Origin of the sequence: Ruegeria sp. HKCCD4884 (assembly GCF_013110855.1) — a bacterium.
Taxonomy (GTDB): domain Bacteria; phylum Pseudomonadota; class Alphaproteobacteria; order Rhodobacterales; family Rhodobacteraceae; genus Ruegeria.
This window is the reverse complement of the sequence record NZ_WVRJ01000010.1, coordinates 95,908-113,840: the sequence shown is the minus strand read 5'-3', so window position 1 is coordinate 113,840 and position 17,933 is coordinate 95,908. Positions and strand designations below refer to the sequence as shown.

Here is a 17,933-nt window from a genome sequence, read left to right as displayed (position 1 = left end):
GTTCCCTGACATGACCCAGCTTCCCCAATCCACCGAACGTAAAATGGGTCTGGTCATCGATCTGGACACCTGTGTCGGCTGCCACGCCTGCGTAATCTCCTGCAAAGGGTGGAACACGGAAAACTACGGCGCGCCTCTGTCGGACCAAGACGCCTACGGTGGCAACCCGTCCGGCACCTTCTTGAACCGCGTACATTCCTATGAGGTACAGCCGGAACAGGGTCACGCTCAACTGATCCACTTCCCGAAATCTTGCCTGCATTGCGAAGATGCTCCCTGTGTCACTGTCTGCCCAACCGGCGCCAGCTATAAACGCGTCGAAGACGGTATCGTGTTGGTTAATGAAAGCGACTGTATTGGCTGCGGTCTTTGCGCCTGGTCCTGTCCATACGGTGCCCGGGAGCTGGATGCAGCAGAAGGCGTCATGAAAAAATGTACGCTCTGTGTCGACCGTATCTACAACGAAAACCTGCCCGAGGTAGATCGTGTGCCCTCGTGCGTGCGCACCTGCCCGGCCGGCGCGCGGCACTTTGGCGATTTGGGCGACCCTGACAGCGATGTCAGCAAACTCGTCGCAGATCGGGGCGGTATGGACCTGATGCCTGAAATGGGCACCAAACCCGTCAACAAATACCTGCCGCCGCGCCCCAAGGACACGGTTGAGGACCAGATCGACATTTTGGCCCCCCTGCTGGCACCGGTCGCTGAAGAACCCAAGGGTTTCCTCGGCTGGCTCGACAAGACGTTGGAGAAACTCTGATGCATCCCGCACCGTCCGTTATTATCTTCACCACTTTGTCCGGGTTGGGATTCGGCTTGCTGTTTTTCCTCGGGCTTGGCCAGCCTGCGGTGACCGGCTTTGTGGCATTCGTATTTTACGTCATCGCATATGCGCTGGCAGTGGGTGGTTTGCTGGCCTCAACCTTCCATTTGGGCCACCCCGAACGCGCCTGGAAGGCGTTCAGCCAATGGAAATCGAGCTGGCTCAGCCGAGAAGGGGTTTGTGCCGTGGCGGCCCTGGTGGTCATGGGGCTTTATGCATTCGGCGCAGTTTTTCTGGGCAGCCATTGGACAGTTCTGGGTTGGCTCGGCGCGTTTTTCAGTCTTGCGACCGTGTTTACCACCTCGATGATTTACACCCAGCTCAAGACCATCCCGCGCTGGAACATGGAACTGACGCCAATCCTGTTCCTGTCCTTCAGCTTGGCCGGAGGTGCCCTGTTGTCCGGGGCTGAAACTCTGGCCCCCTGGTTGCTTGCCATTGCCGGGGCAGTACAGCTTGCTTACTGGGCCAAGGGCGACGGCGCATTCGCGCGATCCGGCACTTCGCTGAGCACCGCCACTGGGCTGGGCGTCCGCGGTGATGTGCGCGCCTTCGAGCCGCCGCATACGGGCACCAACTATCTGTTGCGCGAATTCGTCCACGTGGTTGGGCGCAAACACGTGCAGAAACTGCGGATCATTTCCTTTGTTCTGGCGTTTGTGTTGCCTTTGCTGCTGATCCTGATCCCGGTCTCGGGCGTCGTGATCAAGCACCTCTTTGCCTTGCTGGCGGTGGCGTCGCATCTGGCGGGCGTAGCAACGTCGCGCTGGTTGTTCTTTGCGCAGGCAGAGCATGTTGTTGGGCTTTACTACGGGAAACGGTGAGAAGGGGGCTCTGCCCCCGCTGCGCGTACCGCGCATCTCCCCCGAGGTATTTTTAGCCAGATGAAGATTGGATCCGGCAAATGAAAAGGGCGGCGCTCGGGATTTGAGGCCGCCCTTTTGTCATTTCGGGTCCGACTTAGATCAGACCGGCATGCGCCATTGCGGCCTCGATTGCAGTCTTGGTGCCGTCCTCAAGCTCGGTGAGAGGTGAGCGCACTTCGGTGCTGCAAAGGCCCAGTTTGCTGAGCGCGTATTTGGCACCGACAAGACCCGGTTCGATAAAGATGGCCTCGTGCAGAGGCATCAGCTTATCCTGATAGTCCAGCGCTTTTGCATAGTCTCCGGCCAGTGTGGCCTGTTGGAATTCGGCGCACAATTTGGGTGCCACGTTTGCCGTGACCGAGATGCAGCCAACGCCGCCATGGGCGTTGAATCCAAGCGCAGTCGCGTCTTCACCAGACAGTTGGCAGAAATCCGCGCCGCAGGTCGCGCGCTGTTGGCTGACACGGGCCAGATCGCCCGTTGCGTCCTTAACCCCAACGATGCGTGGCAGCTTGGAAAGCTCACCCATAGTGGCCGGTGTCATGTCAACAACGGACCGTCCGGGGATATTGTAAATGATGATCGGAATATCCGCAGCTTCGTGAAGAGCCTGGAAATGCGCGATCAGGCCGCGTTGGGTTGGCTTGTTGTAGTACGGGGTGACAACCAGCGCTGCATCCGCGCCGACCTTTTTGGCGAATTGCACAAAACGAACGGCTTCGACCGTATTGTTCGATCCGGCACCGGCGATGACCGGAACGCGACCCGCCGCTGTTTTCACGACCTCTTCGATCACCGTTTCATGCTCATCGTGGCTGAGCGTGGGGCTTTCGCCCGTGGTACCAACCGGCACAAGACCCGTCGAGCCTTCAGCAATCTGCCATTCCACAAGGTGTTTGAGCGTCTTCAGGTCCAACTCGCCGTTGGTGAACGGGGTGACGAGGGCTGGCATTGAGCCTTTGAACATGACACGCTCCTTTAAGGTGCATTTTGCGGTTTTTACGCCTCGGTCCCTCACGTTTCCAGCTTTGTGAGTTGATCCCGGCGACGCACGGTTTATCCTCACAGGCTCTATCCTCGGTTGGTTGGGAAATGCAAGGTATGACACGCATTCTGGCACTTTTGATTGCTGTGATTGTGTATTCAGTGACGGCACCGCAGCTTGCGCGGGCGGATGCCGCTGGTGATTTGCGCGCCGGGCTTTATGAAATGCGAAAGGGCGACTGGAATGCCGCGTTGAGGGTTTCAGGCCAACGCGGCTCTGTTTCCCGCGACATCATCGTCTGGCACTGGCTGCGCGAGGGATTCGGCAGCTCGGGCGATGTGCTGGTGTTTCTCGAACGCCGTCCGGACTGGCCCGGAATGGCATGGTTGCGCCGCAAGAGCGAGCCCGTCTTTACCGGCGCTGACCCGGATAGGGTTTTGAAATTCTACACTGACATGCCTCCTCAGACGGCTGAGGGCGCGCTGAACTATGCAATCGCCTTAAAAGCAAAAGGACGCGTGGGGGACGCTGAAGCGGATATCGTCACGGCGTGGCGGACCATGCCGATGGGTTCGGGGTTGCAAAAGACGTATCTGGAAAACTTTGCAAAGCTGTTGAGACCGCATCACGCGGCGCGGCTGGACCGGATGTTGTGGGATGGTCATCTGGTCAGCGCGGGCCAAATGCTGCCGCTGGTCAGTGCTGACCAACGCAAGCTGGCCGAGGCACGAATCGCATTGCAAAAGCGCCAACCCGGTGTGGACGGCAAGGTGGCAGCAGTCCCGAAATCTCTGATGGATGCGCCCGGACTTGCCTTTGACCGTTTTGTCTGGCGGGACAAGAAGGAATTGGACGACAGCGCCATAGACCTGATGCTGGCGCGTTCAACAGGGCCGGATGCGTTGGGCGAGCCTGACAAATGGGCCGAAGGGCGCCGCCGCCTGGCACGGCTTGAGATGCGGTCCGGACGATCTGCACGTGCATATGACGTGGCCGCCAATCACCACATGACCCCTGAAATGGGCTATGGCTATGCCGATCTGGAGTGGCTGGCGGGGTTTCTGGCCCTGCGCAAGCTGAATGACCCTGCAACCGCCGTAAGGCATTTCCAGAATTTTTCCGACGCGGTTAAATCACCAATTTCGAAAGGGCGTGGTGGTTATTGGCTTGGACGCGCGTATGCCGCTCTGGGGGATGCGGACAAAGCATATGACGCTTATGCCGTTGGGGCTGATTATCAAACTTCGTTCTACGGCTTGCTTGCTGCGGAACGGATCGGCAGGCCGTTTGATGCAGAGCTGGCCAATCCACGCCGCGCTCCACATTGGCGGCAGGCAGAGTTCGCTGAGTCCAGTGTTTTGGAAGCAGGCTTGTTGCTGCTGAAGGCCGGAGAAGCCAACCTCTCCGAGAGGTTCCTGACACATCTGGTCGAAAGCCTTGATCCGGTGCAGGCCAATCAACTTGGTGACCTGGTCATCGAGCTGAAACAGCCGCACCTGGCGGTGATGATCGCCAAGCGGGCGGCAACCACGGGCACGGTGTTGCCCGCAGCCTATTACCCGGTGCATCCGGTCGCAGACATGCGCCTACCGATGGCCAAGGAAATGACGCTGGCGATTGCGCGGCGCGAAAGCGAGTTTGATCCTGTCGTTATTAGTGGCGCGGGCGCGCGCGGTCTGATGCAGGTGATGCCTGCGACGGCCAAGCTGGTCGCGGGTGAGTTAGGCATTCTCAGTGGCCACCAGACGGGACGGCTTACCACGGATTGGCAGTACAACGCCAAGCTGGGGGCCAACTATCTTTCGGGTCTGGCAGCTGATTTCAACGGCAACGTGGTGATGATGGCTGCCGGGTATAACGCGGGACCCAGGCGCCCAATCTCGTGGATGGAGCGTTTTGGAGACCCGCGCACCGGCGAAGTTGATATCGTTGACTGGATCGAGACGATACCTTTCAGCGAAACCCGCAACTACGTGATGCGCGTGACCGAAAGCCTGCCTGTCTACCGCGCGCGACTGGGACAACCCGCGCTTCCGATCCCGTTCTCACAAGAACTGATCGGATCATCTCTGGCGGCGTTCGCGCCATAAGGTGAACAGCCCTGCGGCCACAACAATCGCTGCGCCTGCTACAACTTCGGGGCGCAGCGTTTCGCCAAAGACTGAAATACCCAGCATCGCGCTCCAGACCAGATGGAAATAGGCGAAGGGTTGCACCGCGCTCGCCTCGGCCATCTCATAGCACTTGATCAGCAACCAGTGACCGGACGCTCCACTGACGCACAGCAGCGCCATCCAGCCCCAGTCAGCAGGCACCATCGGCTCCCAGAACCAAATTCCGACCAGAGTCATTGCGACGGAGCCGGCGACGCCGGTCCAGAAAAAACTGGTGGCTGTGCTGTCCTGCCGGGCGGCATAGCGGGTCAGCAGGGCGTAGACTGCAAACATCAGGGCCGAGATGAGGGGAATGATCGCCCAAGGGTTAAATACGCCCGCACCTGGTTGCAAAATGATCAGAACGCCAATGCATCCCACCCCGATCGCGCTCCACCGCCGCCACCCGACCTGCTCGCCCAATACCGGCCCGCTTAGCGCGGCAACAAGCAATGGATAGCAGATGAAGACAGCCATGCTGTCGATCAAGCCGAGTATGGTGAAGCCAAAGACCGCGACACAGATCTCGGCCGCCAGCAACACACCACGGGTTATTTGCAGACCCAACTGATTTGTCTGCGTGGCTGCCCTCAGCCCACCGGGTGATCGTGCCGCCAGCGCAATGACAAACGCCGCGAAGAACCAATAGCGGACCATCACGACCATGTAGGTGTTGTAGGTCCCGGCCAAATGCCGCGAGATACCGTCCTGCAGGGCAAACACAATCGTGGCACCCACCATCAGGGCGATGCCTGCACCGATATTGTTCTTCTGCGTCATGCTTTGATTGCCCGTGTCATATGTCGCTTGCGGCCATAGCCCGACGTGCGCATCACGTTGAAACCAGCATCCTCCAACCCCCGACGTACAAAACCAGCGGCGGTATAGGTGGCGGCTGTCCCCTCTGCCGCGGTGTGGATTGCAACCTCTTGCATCAGGTCCGCCCCCCACAGTTCCGGGTTCTTGGCGGGCGAAAACCCATCAAGAAACCAGGCATCCGCCTTTCCGGCCCATTTTGGCAAAGTCTCACGCGCATCACCAATGATCACCTCGAACTGAAGAGTTTCGAGCATGCATTCGCGACCCGACCAGTGTGTGAGAAACCGGCTGCTCCACGGTTGCAACTCGGGAAACGCCTTCAGCGCATGATGCATATCTTCCGTGGCCATTGGAAAAGCTTCGAAACTGGTAAACCGCAAAGGTCCGGTTTGGCTGGATTTCTCCCACTCAGACCATACCGTCAGCAGGTTCAACCCAGTTCCAAAACCAAGTTCGGCGATGTGAAAACCAGGTGTGAATCGCGCAGGTAGATCGTTGCCAGCCAGGAACACGTGGCGCGTCTCTTCCAGCCCGTTCTGCAAAGAATAATAGGGATCGTCGAAACGATCCGAGACCGGTATCTGATCCTCGGTCCACGTCAATTTGGCACGCTGGTCTGCCATCTGGGAATCCTGTAGCTAAGCGGCGCGACACTGAACAAGGAAAAGGGAATTGGCAATGGTCGATGTGACGGTGCGCGGCGCAGGGATTTTCGGCCTGTCCATCGCGTGGGTCTGTGCCCGACGCGGCGCAAAGGTGCAGGTTGTCGATCCGTTCGGGCCCGGTGCCGGGTCCAGCGGCGGTCTGGTCGGTGCATTAGCCCCGCATGTGCCGGAAAACTGGAACGCCAAGAAAGCCTTTCAGTTCGACAGTCTGATCATGGCTGAACCTTTTTGGCGGCAAATCGAAGAAACCGGCGGCGTTTCCCCCGGTTATGGTCGGTTGGGTCGCCTTCAGCCCATCCCGGATGCCCGCAGCCTTGACTTGGCGCGGCAGCGCGAAGGTACGGCAGATAAACTTTGGCAAGGTCAAGCCGAATGGCGCGTGATCACCACCGCACAGGCTGGTACATGGTGTCCGCCCAGCCCCACCGGATTTGTCATCCGGGATACTCTGACCGCGCGGATGCACCCTCGACGAGCCTGCGCTGCGCTTGTGGCCGCCCTTGAGGTTATGGGCGTTCACGTTGTCAATAACGCTGAAAACCAAGGACAGGTTGTGCACGCAACTGGCCTTGCCGGGTTACAAGAGCTCAACGATGCCTATGGCAAGACCGTCGGAAACGGCGTCAAAGGGCAAGCTGCCCTGTTGCGCTTTGACGCGGGAGAGGTCCAGCAGCTCTTTGCCGATGCGATACATATCGTACCCCACGCGGACGGAACACTTGCTATCGGGTCAACGTCGGAACGGGAGTATGACGATCCGACCAGTACCGACAGCGCGCTGGACGATGTGATCGACCGCGCCACACGCGCCCTGCCGCTGCTGCACGGGGCCGAGGTAATAGAACGCTGGGCCGGTGTCCGCCCCCGCAGCAAAAGCCGCGCACCAATGTTAGGTGCGCACCCACTGCACAAGGATCAGTTTATCGCCAATGGAGGTTTCAAAATCGGTTTTGGCATGGCCCCCAAGATCGCCGAGGTCATGGCTGATCTGATGTTGGAAGGCCAGGATGAAATTCCCGAAGACTTCCGGCCCGACGCCTCATTGTAATCGATGCGCTCTACGAGATGGACGCATAGACCCAACACCATCCTTTGAGGCCCGTCAGCCCGAACGTGCCATGCCTAATACGCGGGCCAGTTTCAAAAACCGGCCTCGGCCCGCAGTTTCTGCATCAGTTTAAGCAGTGACTTTTCATACCGGTCAGAGGCCAATTTTCCGTGTTCGTCGAACGCGTTCGAACTGTCTGCCAGATGGATTTCAGGCCCCTGCAGAATGCGCGGCTGAAAGGGAACCATAAACGACCGCAGAATCATCTGCGCGCGCTCACCGCCAGCGCGACCTGCCGCCGCCGACATAACGGCAACCGGTTTGTCGGCCCACGGATTGCCCTGTGTGCGGCTCACCCAATCCAGCGCGTTCTTCAAAACGCCCGATGGACCTTTGTTGTATTCCGGCGTCGAGATGATAACCGCATCTGACTGCGCGATTTGGTCCGCCAAAGACTTCACCGCTGCCGGAATGCCCTCACCCTCTTCCAGATCTCCGTCATAAAGGGGTAGGTTCAGGTCTGCTTCGACAAAGTTGGCCGAATCAAACAACCGGGCCGCTTCCCGCAAAAGCTTGCGGTTGGTTGCATCCTGACGCAGGGATCCAGACAAGCCGAGGAGTTTGGGTTGAGACATCTAGGGGAACTCCGTTTCAGTGATTTTCTGAAAACTAGCCCGAGTTTGATCTGTTCCAAACCCCATTTGACGCACAGTCAATGCGCAAACGGGGCCGCCAATGGCGACCCCGTGCAAAATGCTTAGTCCGCGTTACGCGTTTCCGCTGGGCACAACAACGATTTCAACCCGTCGGTTCTGTGCCTTGCCTTCCGGCGTCAGGTTCGAGGCGACGGGATTGTTTTCGCCCTGACCAATTGTCGTGATGCGATTAAAGCTGACACCATTGGCCTGTAGGATATCCGCAACCGCGTTGGCGCGACGCTCAGACAGCCCTTGATTGTAACCCGCGTCACCGTCGCTGTCCGTGTGACCGATGATCTGCACGTTCGAGTTGGGGTAATTGACGAGGTTCTGGCCCACTTTCACCAGATCAGATCGCAGCGCCGGGCGCACAGTCGAACTGTCGGTGTCAAAGGTAATGTCGTTGGGAACAGTCACAATCAGCCGGTCACCCGCATTCACGATGGTGATTCCGTCATTTGCCAATTGCTGACGCAACTCAGCCGCCTGTTTGTCCAACTGGTTGCCGATCAGGCCACCACCGGCTGCGCCAATTGCAGCCCCTGCCAACGCGCCCAGACCCGGGTTCGAGTTATTGGCGATCGCGCCAATTCCCGCCCCGACAAGACCGCCCAAAACGGCACCCTGTTTGGCGTTCTGGTTCGGATCGCTTTGCGCCGACAATGTGCCGGGATCTGTACAGGCCGAAAGAACAAGGACTGAACTCAGCCCCGTGGCCAGAATAAACTTGGAAATCGTCATGATATCACCTTCTGCTCCAACACCCGTTTGTCAGGTGCGTTTGGTTTTCCTCAGTATATCACGGCCAGGGTGTTGGGTCTCAAGCAACAATCCAGTGAGATCGGCAATTAGCCGCCAACTGGGATGCGAATTCTTCAAAAATCGGCCCTGGCACGAAATTTCATCGAAACCCCGCCTTCGGGGTGCTTCAGGCGCAGTTCTTCCGAATGCAGCATCAACCTTGGGAAATCCATCGCCGCGCCGGTCGCATAAAACGGGTCTCCCAGGATCGGATGACCCAACGCCTGCATGTGTACGCGCAATTGATGAGACCGACCTGTTTTGGGAAACAGGCGCACACGCGTTGTTTCGCCCTCATGTTTTACGACGCGCCAATCGGTGAGCGCAGGCTTTCCGGTGTCTTGGCAGACCATTTGTCGGGGCCGGTTGGGCCAGTCCACAATCAAAGGCAGGTCCACTGTGCCGGTCTTTGGCTCCAAGCACCCCCAGACACGAGCGACGTAGGTTTTGCGGGTCTGGCGCTGTTCGAACTGCATACTCAGGTTGCGCTGTGCATGGGGCGTTTGGGCAAAAACCATGACACCGGATGTATCCCGGTCCAGCCGATGCACCAGTAATGCCTGAGGAAAAGCCGCCTGCACCCGCGTCAGAAGACAATCCGCCAGATGTTCACCACGCCCCGGCACCGAAAGCAGGCCAGACGGCTTGTTCACCACGATCAACTGCGCGTCTTCGTGCAAGACATCCAGCGGGGTTTGAGGGGGGTCATAGATCTCACTCATGCAGGCCTGCCTATCGCAGCCCGCCCCCTCCCGCAACGTCGTCCTTGCCTGTTGGGCGATGTTCAGAGACCTTCGGCACAGGAGGAAACGACATGCACCCGACCATCGAACGAATACAAGAGGTTGTCGCCAAAGGCGATGAAGCCTTGATCCACGCGCTTCTGGCCGAGGATGTCCGGTTCCTGCCGCCAACCTACTACAGCACCTGGACCGGACGCGCGCCGGTGGCCGCCGTTCTGGGACATGTCGGTCAGGTGTTTTCAGACTTTCGCTATCGCCGCATAATGGGCGAGGGAAAAGACTGGGCGTTGGAATTCCAGTGCAAGGTCGGCGATCTTGACGGGATCGGGGTGGATCTGATCACGCTAAACGACGACGGTTTGATTCAAACCTTCGAGGTCGCGATGCGGCCATACAAGACAGTGGGTGCACTGCGAGAGGCGATGATGGCGCGCGTGATGACCGATGCAAGGTTTCTCAAGTTCAAAGACGCCCTGAGCTGACCATGCGCGGTTTGATTGCAGCCGATCAGGTCCTGCGCATTCCACTGCTGCCGGTTCTGGCAGCGCAGGGGCTTTCAGTCCGGCGCAACGCTCAGATGTTGCCAGAGCCGACGGGCCCTCGGAACGGCCGATCAGGTCGTGGACCACGCCTGCGCCTGCTCGTCTGCGGCGACAGTTCGGCGGCTGGTGTTGGGGCCGGAACCCAAGCGCAGGCTCTGTCAGGGCAGCTGGTTGACCGGCTGGCCAAACATTATTCGGTCGAGTGGCAATTGGAAGCAACCACGGGGCACACAACACTGGACACACTCGACCGCTTGAAAAGCCTGCAGGGGGAGTTCGACGCGGTTGTCACGGCCTTAGGCGTAAATGATGTGACCCGTGCCGTTACATCCCGACAATTTGCGCAGCGCCAAAGGCAGCTTATCACTGCTCTGTCCAACGATCTGGGAGCACGACGCATTGTCGTAACCGGCGTTCCACAAATGAACAGGTTCCCGGCCTTGTCCCATCCTTTGGCTTGGGTCCTTGGCCGTCAGGCGGCCCGGCTGGATCAGGCGCTGCAGCAGGTTGTGTCAGCCTACCCCCATGTCCGGCATCTGAAACTCGATCTGCCGGATGACCCGGCGCTTGCTGCCCCGGACGGCTATCATCCCAGTCCACACGCCTACGCCCTTTGGGCGGACGCCGCAGCGCAATTGTTGCGTCAGGCCTGAGCCCGCGCCTGCCGGATCATCGGGATCGAATAGACAATCAAAGCCGCCCAGATCAGCGGGAAAGCGATCATCCGACCGATGTCGATCTTTTCGCCAAACACAGCGATTGCTGTCACGAAAATCATGGTTGGTGCGATATATTGCAGGATACCCATCGTGGACAGTCGCACCAGCTTTGCACCGTTTGCATAGACCAGCAGCGGCACAGCCGTCACGACACCTGCACAGGACAGCAATAGGGTGTCTGACAGTCCCACGCCAAAATGCCCCGTACCCTGCACGCCCAGAAATGTGACGTAGACCAAAGCCGGGATCAAAAGGATCAGCACCTCAAGCAGGAACCCTTGATTTGGTCCGATTGGCAGGGATCGTTTGAAAAACGCATAGAACCCCCAACTCACCATCAGGCCAAGCGCAGCCCATGGCAAACGGCCGGCCTCAAACACCAGAACCAAGACACCCAATGAGGCCAGACCCACGGCAATCAGCTGCATGCGTGTCAGTGGCTCACGCAGCAAAATCGCTCCAAGTGCAATGCTGAACAGCGGGTTGATGTAATATCCAAGCGCGGCATCCAAAGCATGACCGGTTGAGATCGCCCAAACATAAATCGCCCAGTTCACAGTAATCAAAGCAGCTGTCAAAGCCGCCATTCCCAGCATCTTCGGATTACCCAGCGCAGCCTTGAGGTCGCGAGTGCGCCCCAAAATGACCAACAACAACCCGGCCACCGGAACAGACCAGATGATGCGATGGGCCACAACTTCGACCGGACCAATATGGTCCAGCGCTTTTAGGTAGAGCGGCAAAAATCCCCAAAGGACATATGCGGTTACCGCCAGCGCCAGACCCTTAGGTGTGTCGGAATTCTGAGAGGGAATGGGCGTGTCGGCCACGGCAAATCTCCGGTTGATACCGGACACATTTACGGCAGTTCACATCAGCTTGAAAACTCCGAAAACCGTGAAGTCGCACATAACGAATAGTGATGGGTCGATCTCGGATGTCGCGTTGAAACTCATGTTGGCGCAGCGAGGCGCTGCCTCGCGCTCCGAGGTATTTTTTAGCCAGATGAACAAGGGATCCCTCATTCATCTGGCCCAAAATACCTCGGGGGAGTCGCCCGGAACGGGCGGCGGGGGCAGAGCCCCCCTTTTGCACGTCAGACTTTCACACGCTCTGATTTCGGGTCGTACATCGGCTTGAGCGAAGCCTCCGCTTTAACCTTCACCCCACAGACGTCGACCTCGTAAGAAGATGCCAGAACGTCCGCAGCCTTTTCGCCTTCGCACGGGACATAGCCCAGACCAATGGCACCGCCCAACGTGTGGCCATAGTTGCCTGAACTCAAGTAGCCCACATATTCGCCGTCGCGGACAATTGGCTCGTTGTGGAACAGCAACGGTTCAGCGTCAGCCAACTTGAACTGAACCAGCCGATTTTTAGGGCCGTTTTCCTTGCGCGCAATCACGGCCTCACGCCCTATGAAGTCACTGCCTTTGTCAACCTTGACCGCAAAGCCAAGGCCCGCATCGACCACGTGATCTTCGCAGGTGATGTCGTGCCCGAAATGGCGGAAGCCTTTTTCGATACGAGCGCTGTCCATCATGTGCATACCGCACAGCTTCAGCCCCATGTCCTGCCCGGCCTCGTGCAGAGTTTCGAATACATGGCCTGCCATATCCGCAGAGACATAGATCTCCCATCCAAGCTCGCCCACATAAGTGACACGATGGGCGCGGGCCAGGCCCATACCGATCTCGATCTCCTGCGCAGTGCCGAAGGGGTTGGCCGCGTTGGTGAAATTGTTAGGCGACACTTTCTCGAGCAGAGCACGCGAGTTGGGGCCCATAACGGCCAAAACACCCTCACCTGCTGTGACATCGGTGATCACGACGTTGAAGTCGCCCGCGTGGCGCATCATCCAGGTTTGATCTGCCTGTCGTGTTGCGGCAGGAGTCACAACCAGATACGCGGTCTCGCTCAGGCGTGTGACAGTCACATCGGCTTCGATCCCGCCAGCACGATTCAGAAACTGAGTGTAGACAATCTTGCCAGTAGGCACCGAGTAGTCGCCACCACCGATATAGTTCATGAATTTTTCAGCATCGGGACCTTCGACGCGGATCTTGCCAAAAGAAGACATGTCATACATGCCGACATTCTCGCGCACGGCGCGGTGTTCAGCAGCCGAGTTTTCGAACCAGTTCTGGCGCTTCCAGCTGTACTGGTATTCCCGCTCCTGTCCTACATTGGCGAACCAGTTGGCGCGTTCCCAGCCGGCCAGCTCGCCCATGACGGCCCCCTGTTCCAGAAGGTGGTGGTGGAACGGCGTCCGGCGCACGCCGCGCGCAGTGGCTTTTTGGCGATAGGGGAAGTGGTCTGCATAGAGCAGCCCCAGCGTCTCTTTCGAGCGTTCGAAGAGGTACTTTTTGTTACCCTGAAACGGCTGCATCCGGCTGACGTCTACGTCGCCAAGGTCAAAGGGTTTCTCGCCTGTGTCCATCCATTCAGCCAGCGCCATGCCCGCACCACCGGCGGATTGGATGCCGATCGAATTGAACCCGGCGGCGACCCATACATTATCCATCTCAGGCGCCAGACCCAGATGGTAAGCGTCGTCCGGAGTGAACGATTCCGGGCCGTTGAAGAAAGTGTGAATACCGGCTTCGGCCAGCATTGGCATCCGCTCACACGCAGCTTCGAGGATCGGCTCAAAATGGTCGAAATCTTCGGGGAGTTGATCGAATTCGAACGTGTCCGGGATGCCGTCCATTGCCCAGGGTTTAGCGTTGGGTTCGAACGCACCCAGCAGGATTTTACCTGCATCTTCTTTGTAATACGCGCATTCGTCAGGCACGCGCAGCACTGGCAGTTGGGTCAGACCATCGATATTTTCGGTCACGATATAGAAATGCTCGCACGCATGAAGCGGCACGTTGGTGCCCGCCATGCGGCCAACCTCATGACCCCACATCCCGGCGCAGTTCACCACCATGTCGCATTCGATGTGGCCCGAAGCACTGCCGTCATCCGCGACCCAATCCACCCCGGTGACAGTACGGCCCTGCTTGACGATGTCTGTGACTTTAACCCGTTCCTTCACGACAGCGCCGCGCTGGCGCGCACCCTTAGCCAGCGCCAGAGCGATATTGGCGGGATCGCCCTGCCCGTCCAGCGGCAGGTAAACGGCCCCTTTGATACCGTCGAGATTGATGTGTGGGTACAGTTCTTGCACCCGCTCATTTGAAATTTCGTCGACCTCTACGCCAAAGGCGCGGGCCATGGCCGCCTGGCGGTAGATCTCTTCCTTGCGCTCTTCGGTCAGGGCGACGGTGATAGAACCGCAACGTTTGAACCCGGTGGCAACACCGGTTTCTTCTTCCAAAGATCCGTAAAGCTCCTGGCTGTACTTCGCCAGCTTGGTCATGTTTGCAGTGGCTCGCAACTGCGCGATCAGACCAGCCGCGTGCCAGGTTGTGCCACTGGTCAGTTGTTTACGTTCAAGCAGCACGACATCTTTCCAGCCCTTTTTGGTCAGGTGATAGGCGACCGAGCATCCGATGACGCCACCGCCAATAATGACCACTCGGGCCTTGCTGGGAAGATCAACCATTGTGACGACTCCACTAGTGTTTGGTTTTGGGCAGAATGCCACGAAGGATCGACAAGAAATGCACCAAAAGCGTCGCGATGTCAGAGAAAATCATCTTTGTGTGGTCTGACGCCTGTCCCGTCTCATGACAAATGGCGTGACTCCGAAAAAGCTTTTGTAAACAGATGAAAACCCGTTGGGAAACCCGCAAGCCATCCCAATCTCGCGTACGCTCATTGTTGTGTTCATCAGCAGGTTGTTGGCCTTGGCCAAACGCATTTCGCGATAGAACCCGTTGGGAGTTGTGCCGAAGAAGGATTTGAACTTACGTTCCAGTGACCGATTTGACAGGTTCAAGTCCTCGACAATCTGGCGGATGGGCAAGGGTTCCTCGATATTCTCTTGCATCAGCTTAATGCACTGATCCAGCTTGGCGTCGCCGGTGGCTGTGGTTTTTGCCCCGGAAAACGGCTGCATAGATGAGAAATCGCGAATCTGCTCGTGCAGCATGATATCGGCGACCGTCATTTTGGCTGGCCCCGAGATGTGCCGCCCGATAACCGACAGTGCAATGTCTGCCGTAGCGCTCATACCGGCACAGGTCACTACGGGTCCGATCTCGGTCGCGATCAAAAGCTTCGCCTCGAACCGGGCACCGCGTTCACGCAGGAACGAGGCATTTTCCCAATGGGTTGCCAAATCTTCCGTGCCCTGTTCTTTTATGTAACGACTGGCCGCTTCAGACAGCAAAAAGACCTGTGCGCCACGGAAAGTATAGTCCGACACAATACGGCCCAACGACAGGTCTGGCTGATCCGGGTCCGTGTTGCCGATGACGAACAAATAGTCAGCCGTAGGTTGCGATGGCACCGTTGAGGTCGAAACAAAAGCGTCACTGCTGCTGGCAATATCGCCACCGCGCAAAGACCGGTAAGTATAGGTGAAAGGCGGCGAGGCACAGACCCGGTTTGCCACCCGCAGAACATCCACAAGCGAGGCGAGTTCAAGCAACACAAACCCCGGCGCGACAAGAATGTCGAAATGCCGGATCGTTTGCTTCAAGCCTTTTTGCGCCGTCTCACCTGTCATCTTCGTGCTCAGACGATGTTGTGTCCGGCTGCCCGCAACCGGGTGGCGAGCGTTTCGATGTGCTCCGGTCCGATTTCACAGCATCCGCCGACAATCGTTGCCCCCTGATCGACCCATCCCATCACGTGATCCGCGTATGCATCGGGACCAAGATCATGGCGTTGTTCCAGCGCATCAACTGTTGGCGCATCTTCAAGAAACCCGGCCGAGATTTGCGTGAACCCATTTGCATAGGCCCCAAATGGCAAGGACATGCTGGACAGGATGTCCAACGCTGCTGGGATCGCTTCGGGGCGCGAGCAATTGATCAACAGCGCATCCGGCGCGTACGTTTTGACCAACGGCGCTATGTCCGCCAGCGGCTCACCCGACCTGAGACGGGTGCCGTCGTCATCGTTGACTGAAAGAGACAACCAAACCGGCTTGCCACATCCCGATGTTCCCCGCAGCGCGCCTTCGGCTTCAAGCACCGAGGACACCGTCTCGATGAGAAACAGATCCACCTGATCCGTCATAAGCCCGACCAGTTCCGCAAATTTTTCGCCCGCATCGATTGGGTCGGGCTTCAGGTCGGGCCTGTATGTGGCCAACAAAGGCCCCAGAGAACCCGCGACGCGCCCCTTTGTTCCAATGCACGCGGCTTGTGCTTGTGACAAGGCCGCATCAACGAGGGGTTCCAACTGATCTTCGATATCTTCGAACCGCAATCGGGACCGGTGAACCGCATAGGTATTCGTTGTCGCTATTGTCGCGCCGCACCTGAAATACTCTTCGTGTACTTCGCGCACCAGCTCGGGGCGATCAATCATGACCCGAGTTGACCAAAGCGCTGTTGGCGTATCCCCGCTGCGTTTGACCAATTCCTGGCCGATTGAACCATCCAAGAGGGTGATATCTGTCATGTCATTGCTCCTCAGGGGATCAGCACCAGCTTGCCCGGAAAGGTCTTGGATTGAAAATCCGATTGCGCCAGTGCGATGTCCCTTAACGGATAGGTGCGCGAGATCAATGGCTGGATGCGCCCGGCATTCATCAATTCGACAAGGCGGCCAAATACTTCGGGTGTCTGATGCGTACAGCCATGAATGGTTATGTCGCGCAGGTAGATATCCCTAAGATCCGCTTGAACCATCGGGCCGGCGATTGCGCCTGATACGGCGTAATGTCCACCGGGTTTCAGCGACAGGATCAACGATGCCCACGCAGGCCCGCCAACCACATCAATCACCACGTCGAACATGTCTTGTGGCAACGGTTCATCACGCTCGAAGGTTCCTGCGGCACCCTGGGATTTCACGACCTCAGCCTTTGCGGACCCCGTGACGCCCCAGACAGTGGCCCCGCGTAACGCAGCAAGCTGCACAGCGGCCATCCCAACACCACCAGACGCGCCAGTGATCAGGACCTTTTGGCCTGATGTGACACCCGCGCGGGTCAACAAGTTTTCAGCGGTCCCAAAAGCGCAGGGGACGGCTGCAATTTCAACGTCAGACAAAGGGGATGCGCTCACGTCGTACAGGTCATCCGCCTCTACCAGACAGTATTGGGCAAACGCCCCGTCGATCTCGGACCCCAATGCAATAAAGCCCTGAGGGTGACCGGGACGCGGACGCGGCAGGTTGATCGGGCAGGTCACGCGTTGGCCTGGACTGAAATGAACTCTATCACCCACTGCCTCGATGATGCCGCACAGATCCCCACCCTGAATGCGTGGGAAACGTAGGGCGCCACCCCACCCGCCGGCTTCGACGTCCTGATCCACAGCATCCGTAGCGCCGGTCACATCCGACGAATACCAGCCGACCCGCGTGTTGATATCCGTGTTGTTCACACCGGCAGCGGCAACCCGAACAAGCACCTGGCCCAGACCGGGCTCGGGCACAGGAATATCTTCGCGCCACTCCAAGACTTCGGGTCCACCGTGACCCGTCAGATAGAAACCAGACATGGTTTTTGGAATAGCCATCTCAGACCTCATCATCCGGATGCGGCGGGACAGGACCCATGGGAACGATGTCGTAGCGCGCATTGACCTCGGCCATCTTGGCCTCGTCCGCAAAGTCTGCCTCGGTCATCTTTGCAAGTTCAGCAAGGAACCCATCAAACCCTGACGGCTGAAAGATCATAAGCATCTTGGCTGGCGCATCACCTACGACACGACAGGCATGTGGTATTCCGGGTGGCACATGCATCGTGGTGCCCTGCCCGCATCGATGCCAGTCGCCGTCGACATAGAAGTCAACTTCACCTTCCAGAAAATAGAAGGTTTCGGCGTGCGTATCATGGCGATGAAGGCCAAGCGCAAAGCTGGCCTTCAAGTTGTCTTCCATAAGCGTGTATGCGCCATCTGTGTCCTGACCTGACACCTTCACGAAGGTATGGTCATTTTCCCAATCATAGTTGGGGCCCTCGCCGGGCCCCAGTTTGGCGTATCGTTTGCTCATGGTGGTCTC

At 58.0% G+C, this 17,933-nt stretch carries 18 protein-coding genes; 6 read left to right on the top strand and 12 right to left on the bottom strand.

The features are described 5' to 3' along the window. Positions 1–10 precede the first annotated feature (10 nt). Positions 11–760, top strand: coding sequence for a 4Fe-4S dicluster domain-containing protein (locus GS636_RS15530; RefSeq protein WP_171670472.1), 750 nt, complete (start codon positions 11–13; stop codon positions 758–760). Continuing rightward, positions 760–1,647 carry a DmsC/YnfH family molybdoenzyme membrane anchor subunit gene (locus tag GS636_RS15525; RefSeq protein ID WP_171670469.1) on the top strand — a complete coding sequence of 296 codons (888 nt, stop codon included), beginning with the start codon at positions 760–762 and terminating at the stop codon, positions 1,645–1,647. The genes GS636_RS15530 and GS636_RS15525 overlap by 1 nt, the downstream gene beginning before the upstream one ends. Before the next feature lie 136 nt (positions 1,648–1,783). Here the strand turns inward: GS636_RS15525 and dapA are convergent, their stop codons facing one another. Next, positions 1,784–2,656: a 4-hydroxy-tetrahydrodipicolinate synthase gene (gene dapA, locus GS636_RS15520; RefSeq protein ID WP_171670466.1), complete on the bottom strand. Its 873-nt coding sequence runs from the start codon at positions 2,654–2,656 to the stop codon at positions 1,784–1,786. 134 nt (positions 2,657–2,790) lie between these two features. Between dapA and GS636_RS15515 the strand changes: the two genes are divergently transcribed. Further along, positions 2,791–4,764 (top strand): lytic transglycosylase domain-containing protein, encoded by a 1,974-nt coding sequence (locus tag GS636_RS15515; RefSeq protein WP_171670464.1) that lies wholly within the window; start codon positions 2,791–2,793, stop codon positions 4,762–4,764. On the opposite strand, the gene GS636_RS15510 is transcribed toward GS636_RS15515, so the two are convergent. Together GS636_RS15510 and mnmD are read right to left on the bottom strand one after the other, a co-directional pair. After that, positions 4,738–5,607: a DMT family transporter gene (locus GS636_RS15510; RefSeq protein ID WP_171095913.1), complete on the bottom strand. Its 870-nt coding sequence runs from the start codon at positions 5,605–5,607 to the stop codon at positions 4,738–4,740. The genes GS636_RS15515 and GS636_RS15510 overlap by 27 nt on opposite strands. Continuing rightward, positions 5,604–6,269 carry a tRNA (5-methylaminomethyl-2-thiouridine)(34)-methyltransferase MnmD gene (gene mnmD / locus GS636_RS15505; RefSeq protein WP_171670461.1) on the bottom strand — a complete coding sequence of 222 codons (666 nt, stop codon included), beginning with the start codon at positions 6,267–6,269 and terminating at the stop codon, positions 5,604–5,606. Before mnmD ends, GS636_RS15510 begins: the two co-directional genes overlap by 4 nt. A gap of 55 nt (positions 6,270–6,324) precedes the next feature. Here mnmD and GS636_RS15500 point away from each other — a divergent pair, with 55 nt between their 5' ends. Next, positions 6,325–7,359 carry an FAD-binding oxidoreductase gene (locus tag GS636_RS15500; protein WP_171670459.1) on the top strand — a complete coding sequence of 345 codons (1,035 nt, stop codon included), beginning with the start codon at positions 6,325–6,327 and terminating at the stop codon, positions 7,357–7,359. A 92-nt stretch (positions 7,360–7,451) separates the two neighbouring features. Here the strand turns inward: GS636_RS15500 and GS636_RS15495 are convergent, their stop codons facing one another. From GS636_RS15495 to GS636_RS15485, 3 genes are all read right to left on the bottom strand, one after another. Then, entirely contained in the window at positions 7,452–7,994 is a 543-nt protein-coding gene (locus GS636_RS15495) for an NADPH-dependent FMN reductase (protein ID WP_171670456.1), read from the bottom strand. A 132-nt stretch (positions 7,995–8,126) separates the two neighbouring features. Further along, positions 8,127–8,798, bottom strand: coding sequence for an OmpA family protein (locus tag GS636_RS15490; protein ID WP_171095905.1), 672 nt, complete (start codon positions 8,796–8,798; stop codon positions 8,127–8,129). 134 nt (positions 8,799–8,932) lie between these two features. Continuing rightward, positions 8,933–9,580, bottom strand: coding sequence for an RluA family pseudouridine synthase (locus GS636_RS15485; RefSeq protein ID WP_171670454.1), 648 nt, complete (start codon positions 9,578–9,580; stop codon positions 8,933–8,935). A gap of 92 nt (positions 9,581–9,672) precedes the next feature. Between GS636_RS15485 and GS636_RS15480 the strand changes: the two genes are divergently transcribed. Further along, positions 9,673–10,083, top strand: a complete 411-nt coding sequence (locus GS636_RS15480) for a nuclear transport factor 2 family protein (RefSeq protein ID WP_171670451.1) — start codon at positions 9,673–9,675, stop codon at positions 10,081–10,083. Positions 10,084–10,085: 2 nt separating this feature from the next. Further along, the gene (locus GS636_RS15475) at positions 10,086–10,796 is read left to right on the top strand and encodes an SGNH/GDSL hydrolase family protein (protein ID WP_171670449.1); all 711 of its coding nucleotides are present in this window, start codon (positions 10,086–10,088) and stop codon (positions 10,794–10,796) included. On the opposite strand, the gene rarD is transcribed toward GS636_RS15475, so the two are convergent. The 6 genes from rarD to GS636_RS15445 form a co-directional block, all read right to left on the bottom strand. After that, a complete protein-coding gene (rarD, locus tag GS636_RS15470; RefSeq protein WP_171670447.1) occupies positions 10,787–11,692 on the bottom strand; it encodes an EamA family transporter RarD in 906 nt (301 codons plus the stop codon). The genes GS636_RS15475 and rarD overlap by 10 nt on opposite strands. A gap of 266 nt (positions 11,693–11,958) precedes the next feature. Continuing rightward, positions 11,959–14,412 (bottom strand): FAD-dependent oxidoreductase, encoded by a 2,454-nt coding sequence (locus GS636_RS15465; RefSeq protein WP_171670444.1) that lies wholly within the window; start codon positions 14,410–14,412, stop codon positions 11,959–11,961. Between the two features lie 90 nt (positions 14,413–14,502). Beyond that, complete coding sequence (locus tag GS636_RS15460) at positions 14,503–15,480, bottom strand: GlxA family transcriptional regulator (RefSeq protein WP_171188672.1); 978 nt, start codon at positions 15,478–15,480, stop codon at positions 14,503–14,505. Positions 15,481–15,488: 8 nt separating this feature from the next. Next, a complete protein-coding gene (locus GS636_RS15455; protein ID WP_171670442.1) occupies positions 15,489–16,382 on the bottom strand; it encodes a homocysteine S-methyltransferase family protein in 894 nt (297 codons plus the stop codon). A gap of 11 nt (positions 16,383–16,393) precedes the next feature. Continuing rightward, a complete protein-coding gene (locus tag GS636_RS15450) occupies positions 16,394–17,446 on the bottom strand; it encodes an alcohol dehydrogenase family protein (RefSeq protein WP_171670440.1) in 1,053 nt (350 codons plus the stop codon). Between the two features lies 1 nt (position 17,447). Beyond that, on the bottom strand, positions 17,448–17,924 hold the full coding sequence (locus tag GS636_RS15445; RefSeq protein ID WP_171670437.1) for a cupin domain-containing protein: 477 nt from the start codon (positions 17,922–17,924) through the stop codon (positions 17,448–17,450). Positions 17,925–17,933: the final 9 nt, after the last annotated feature.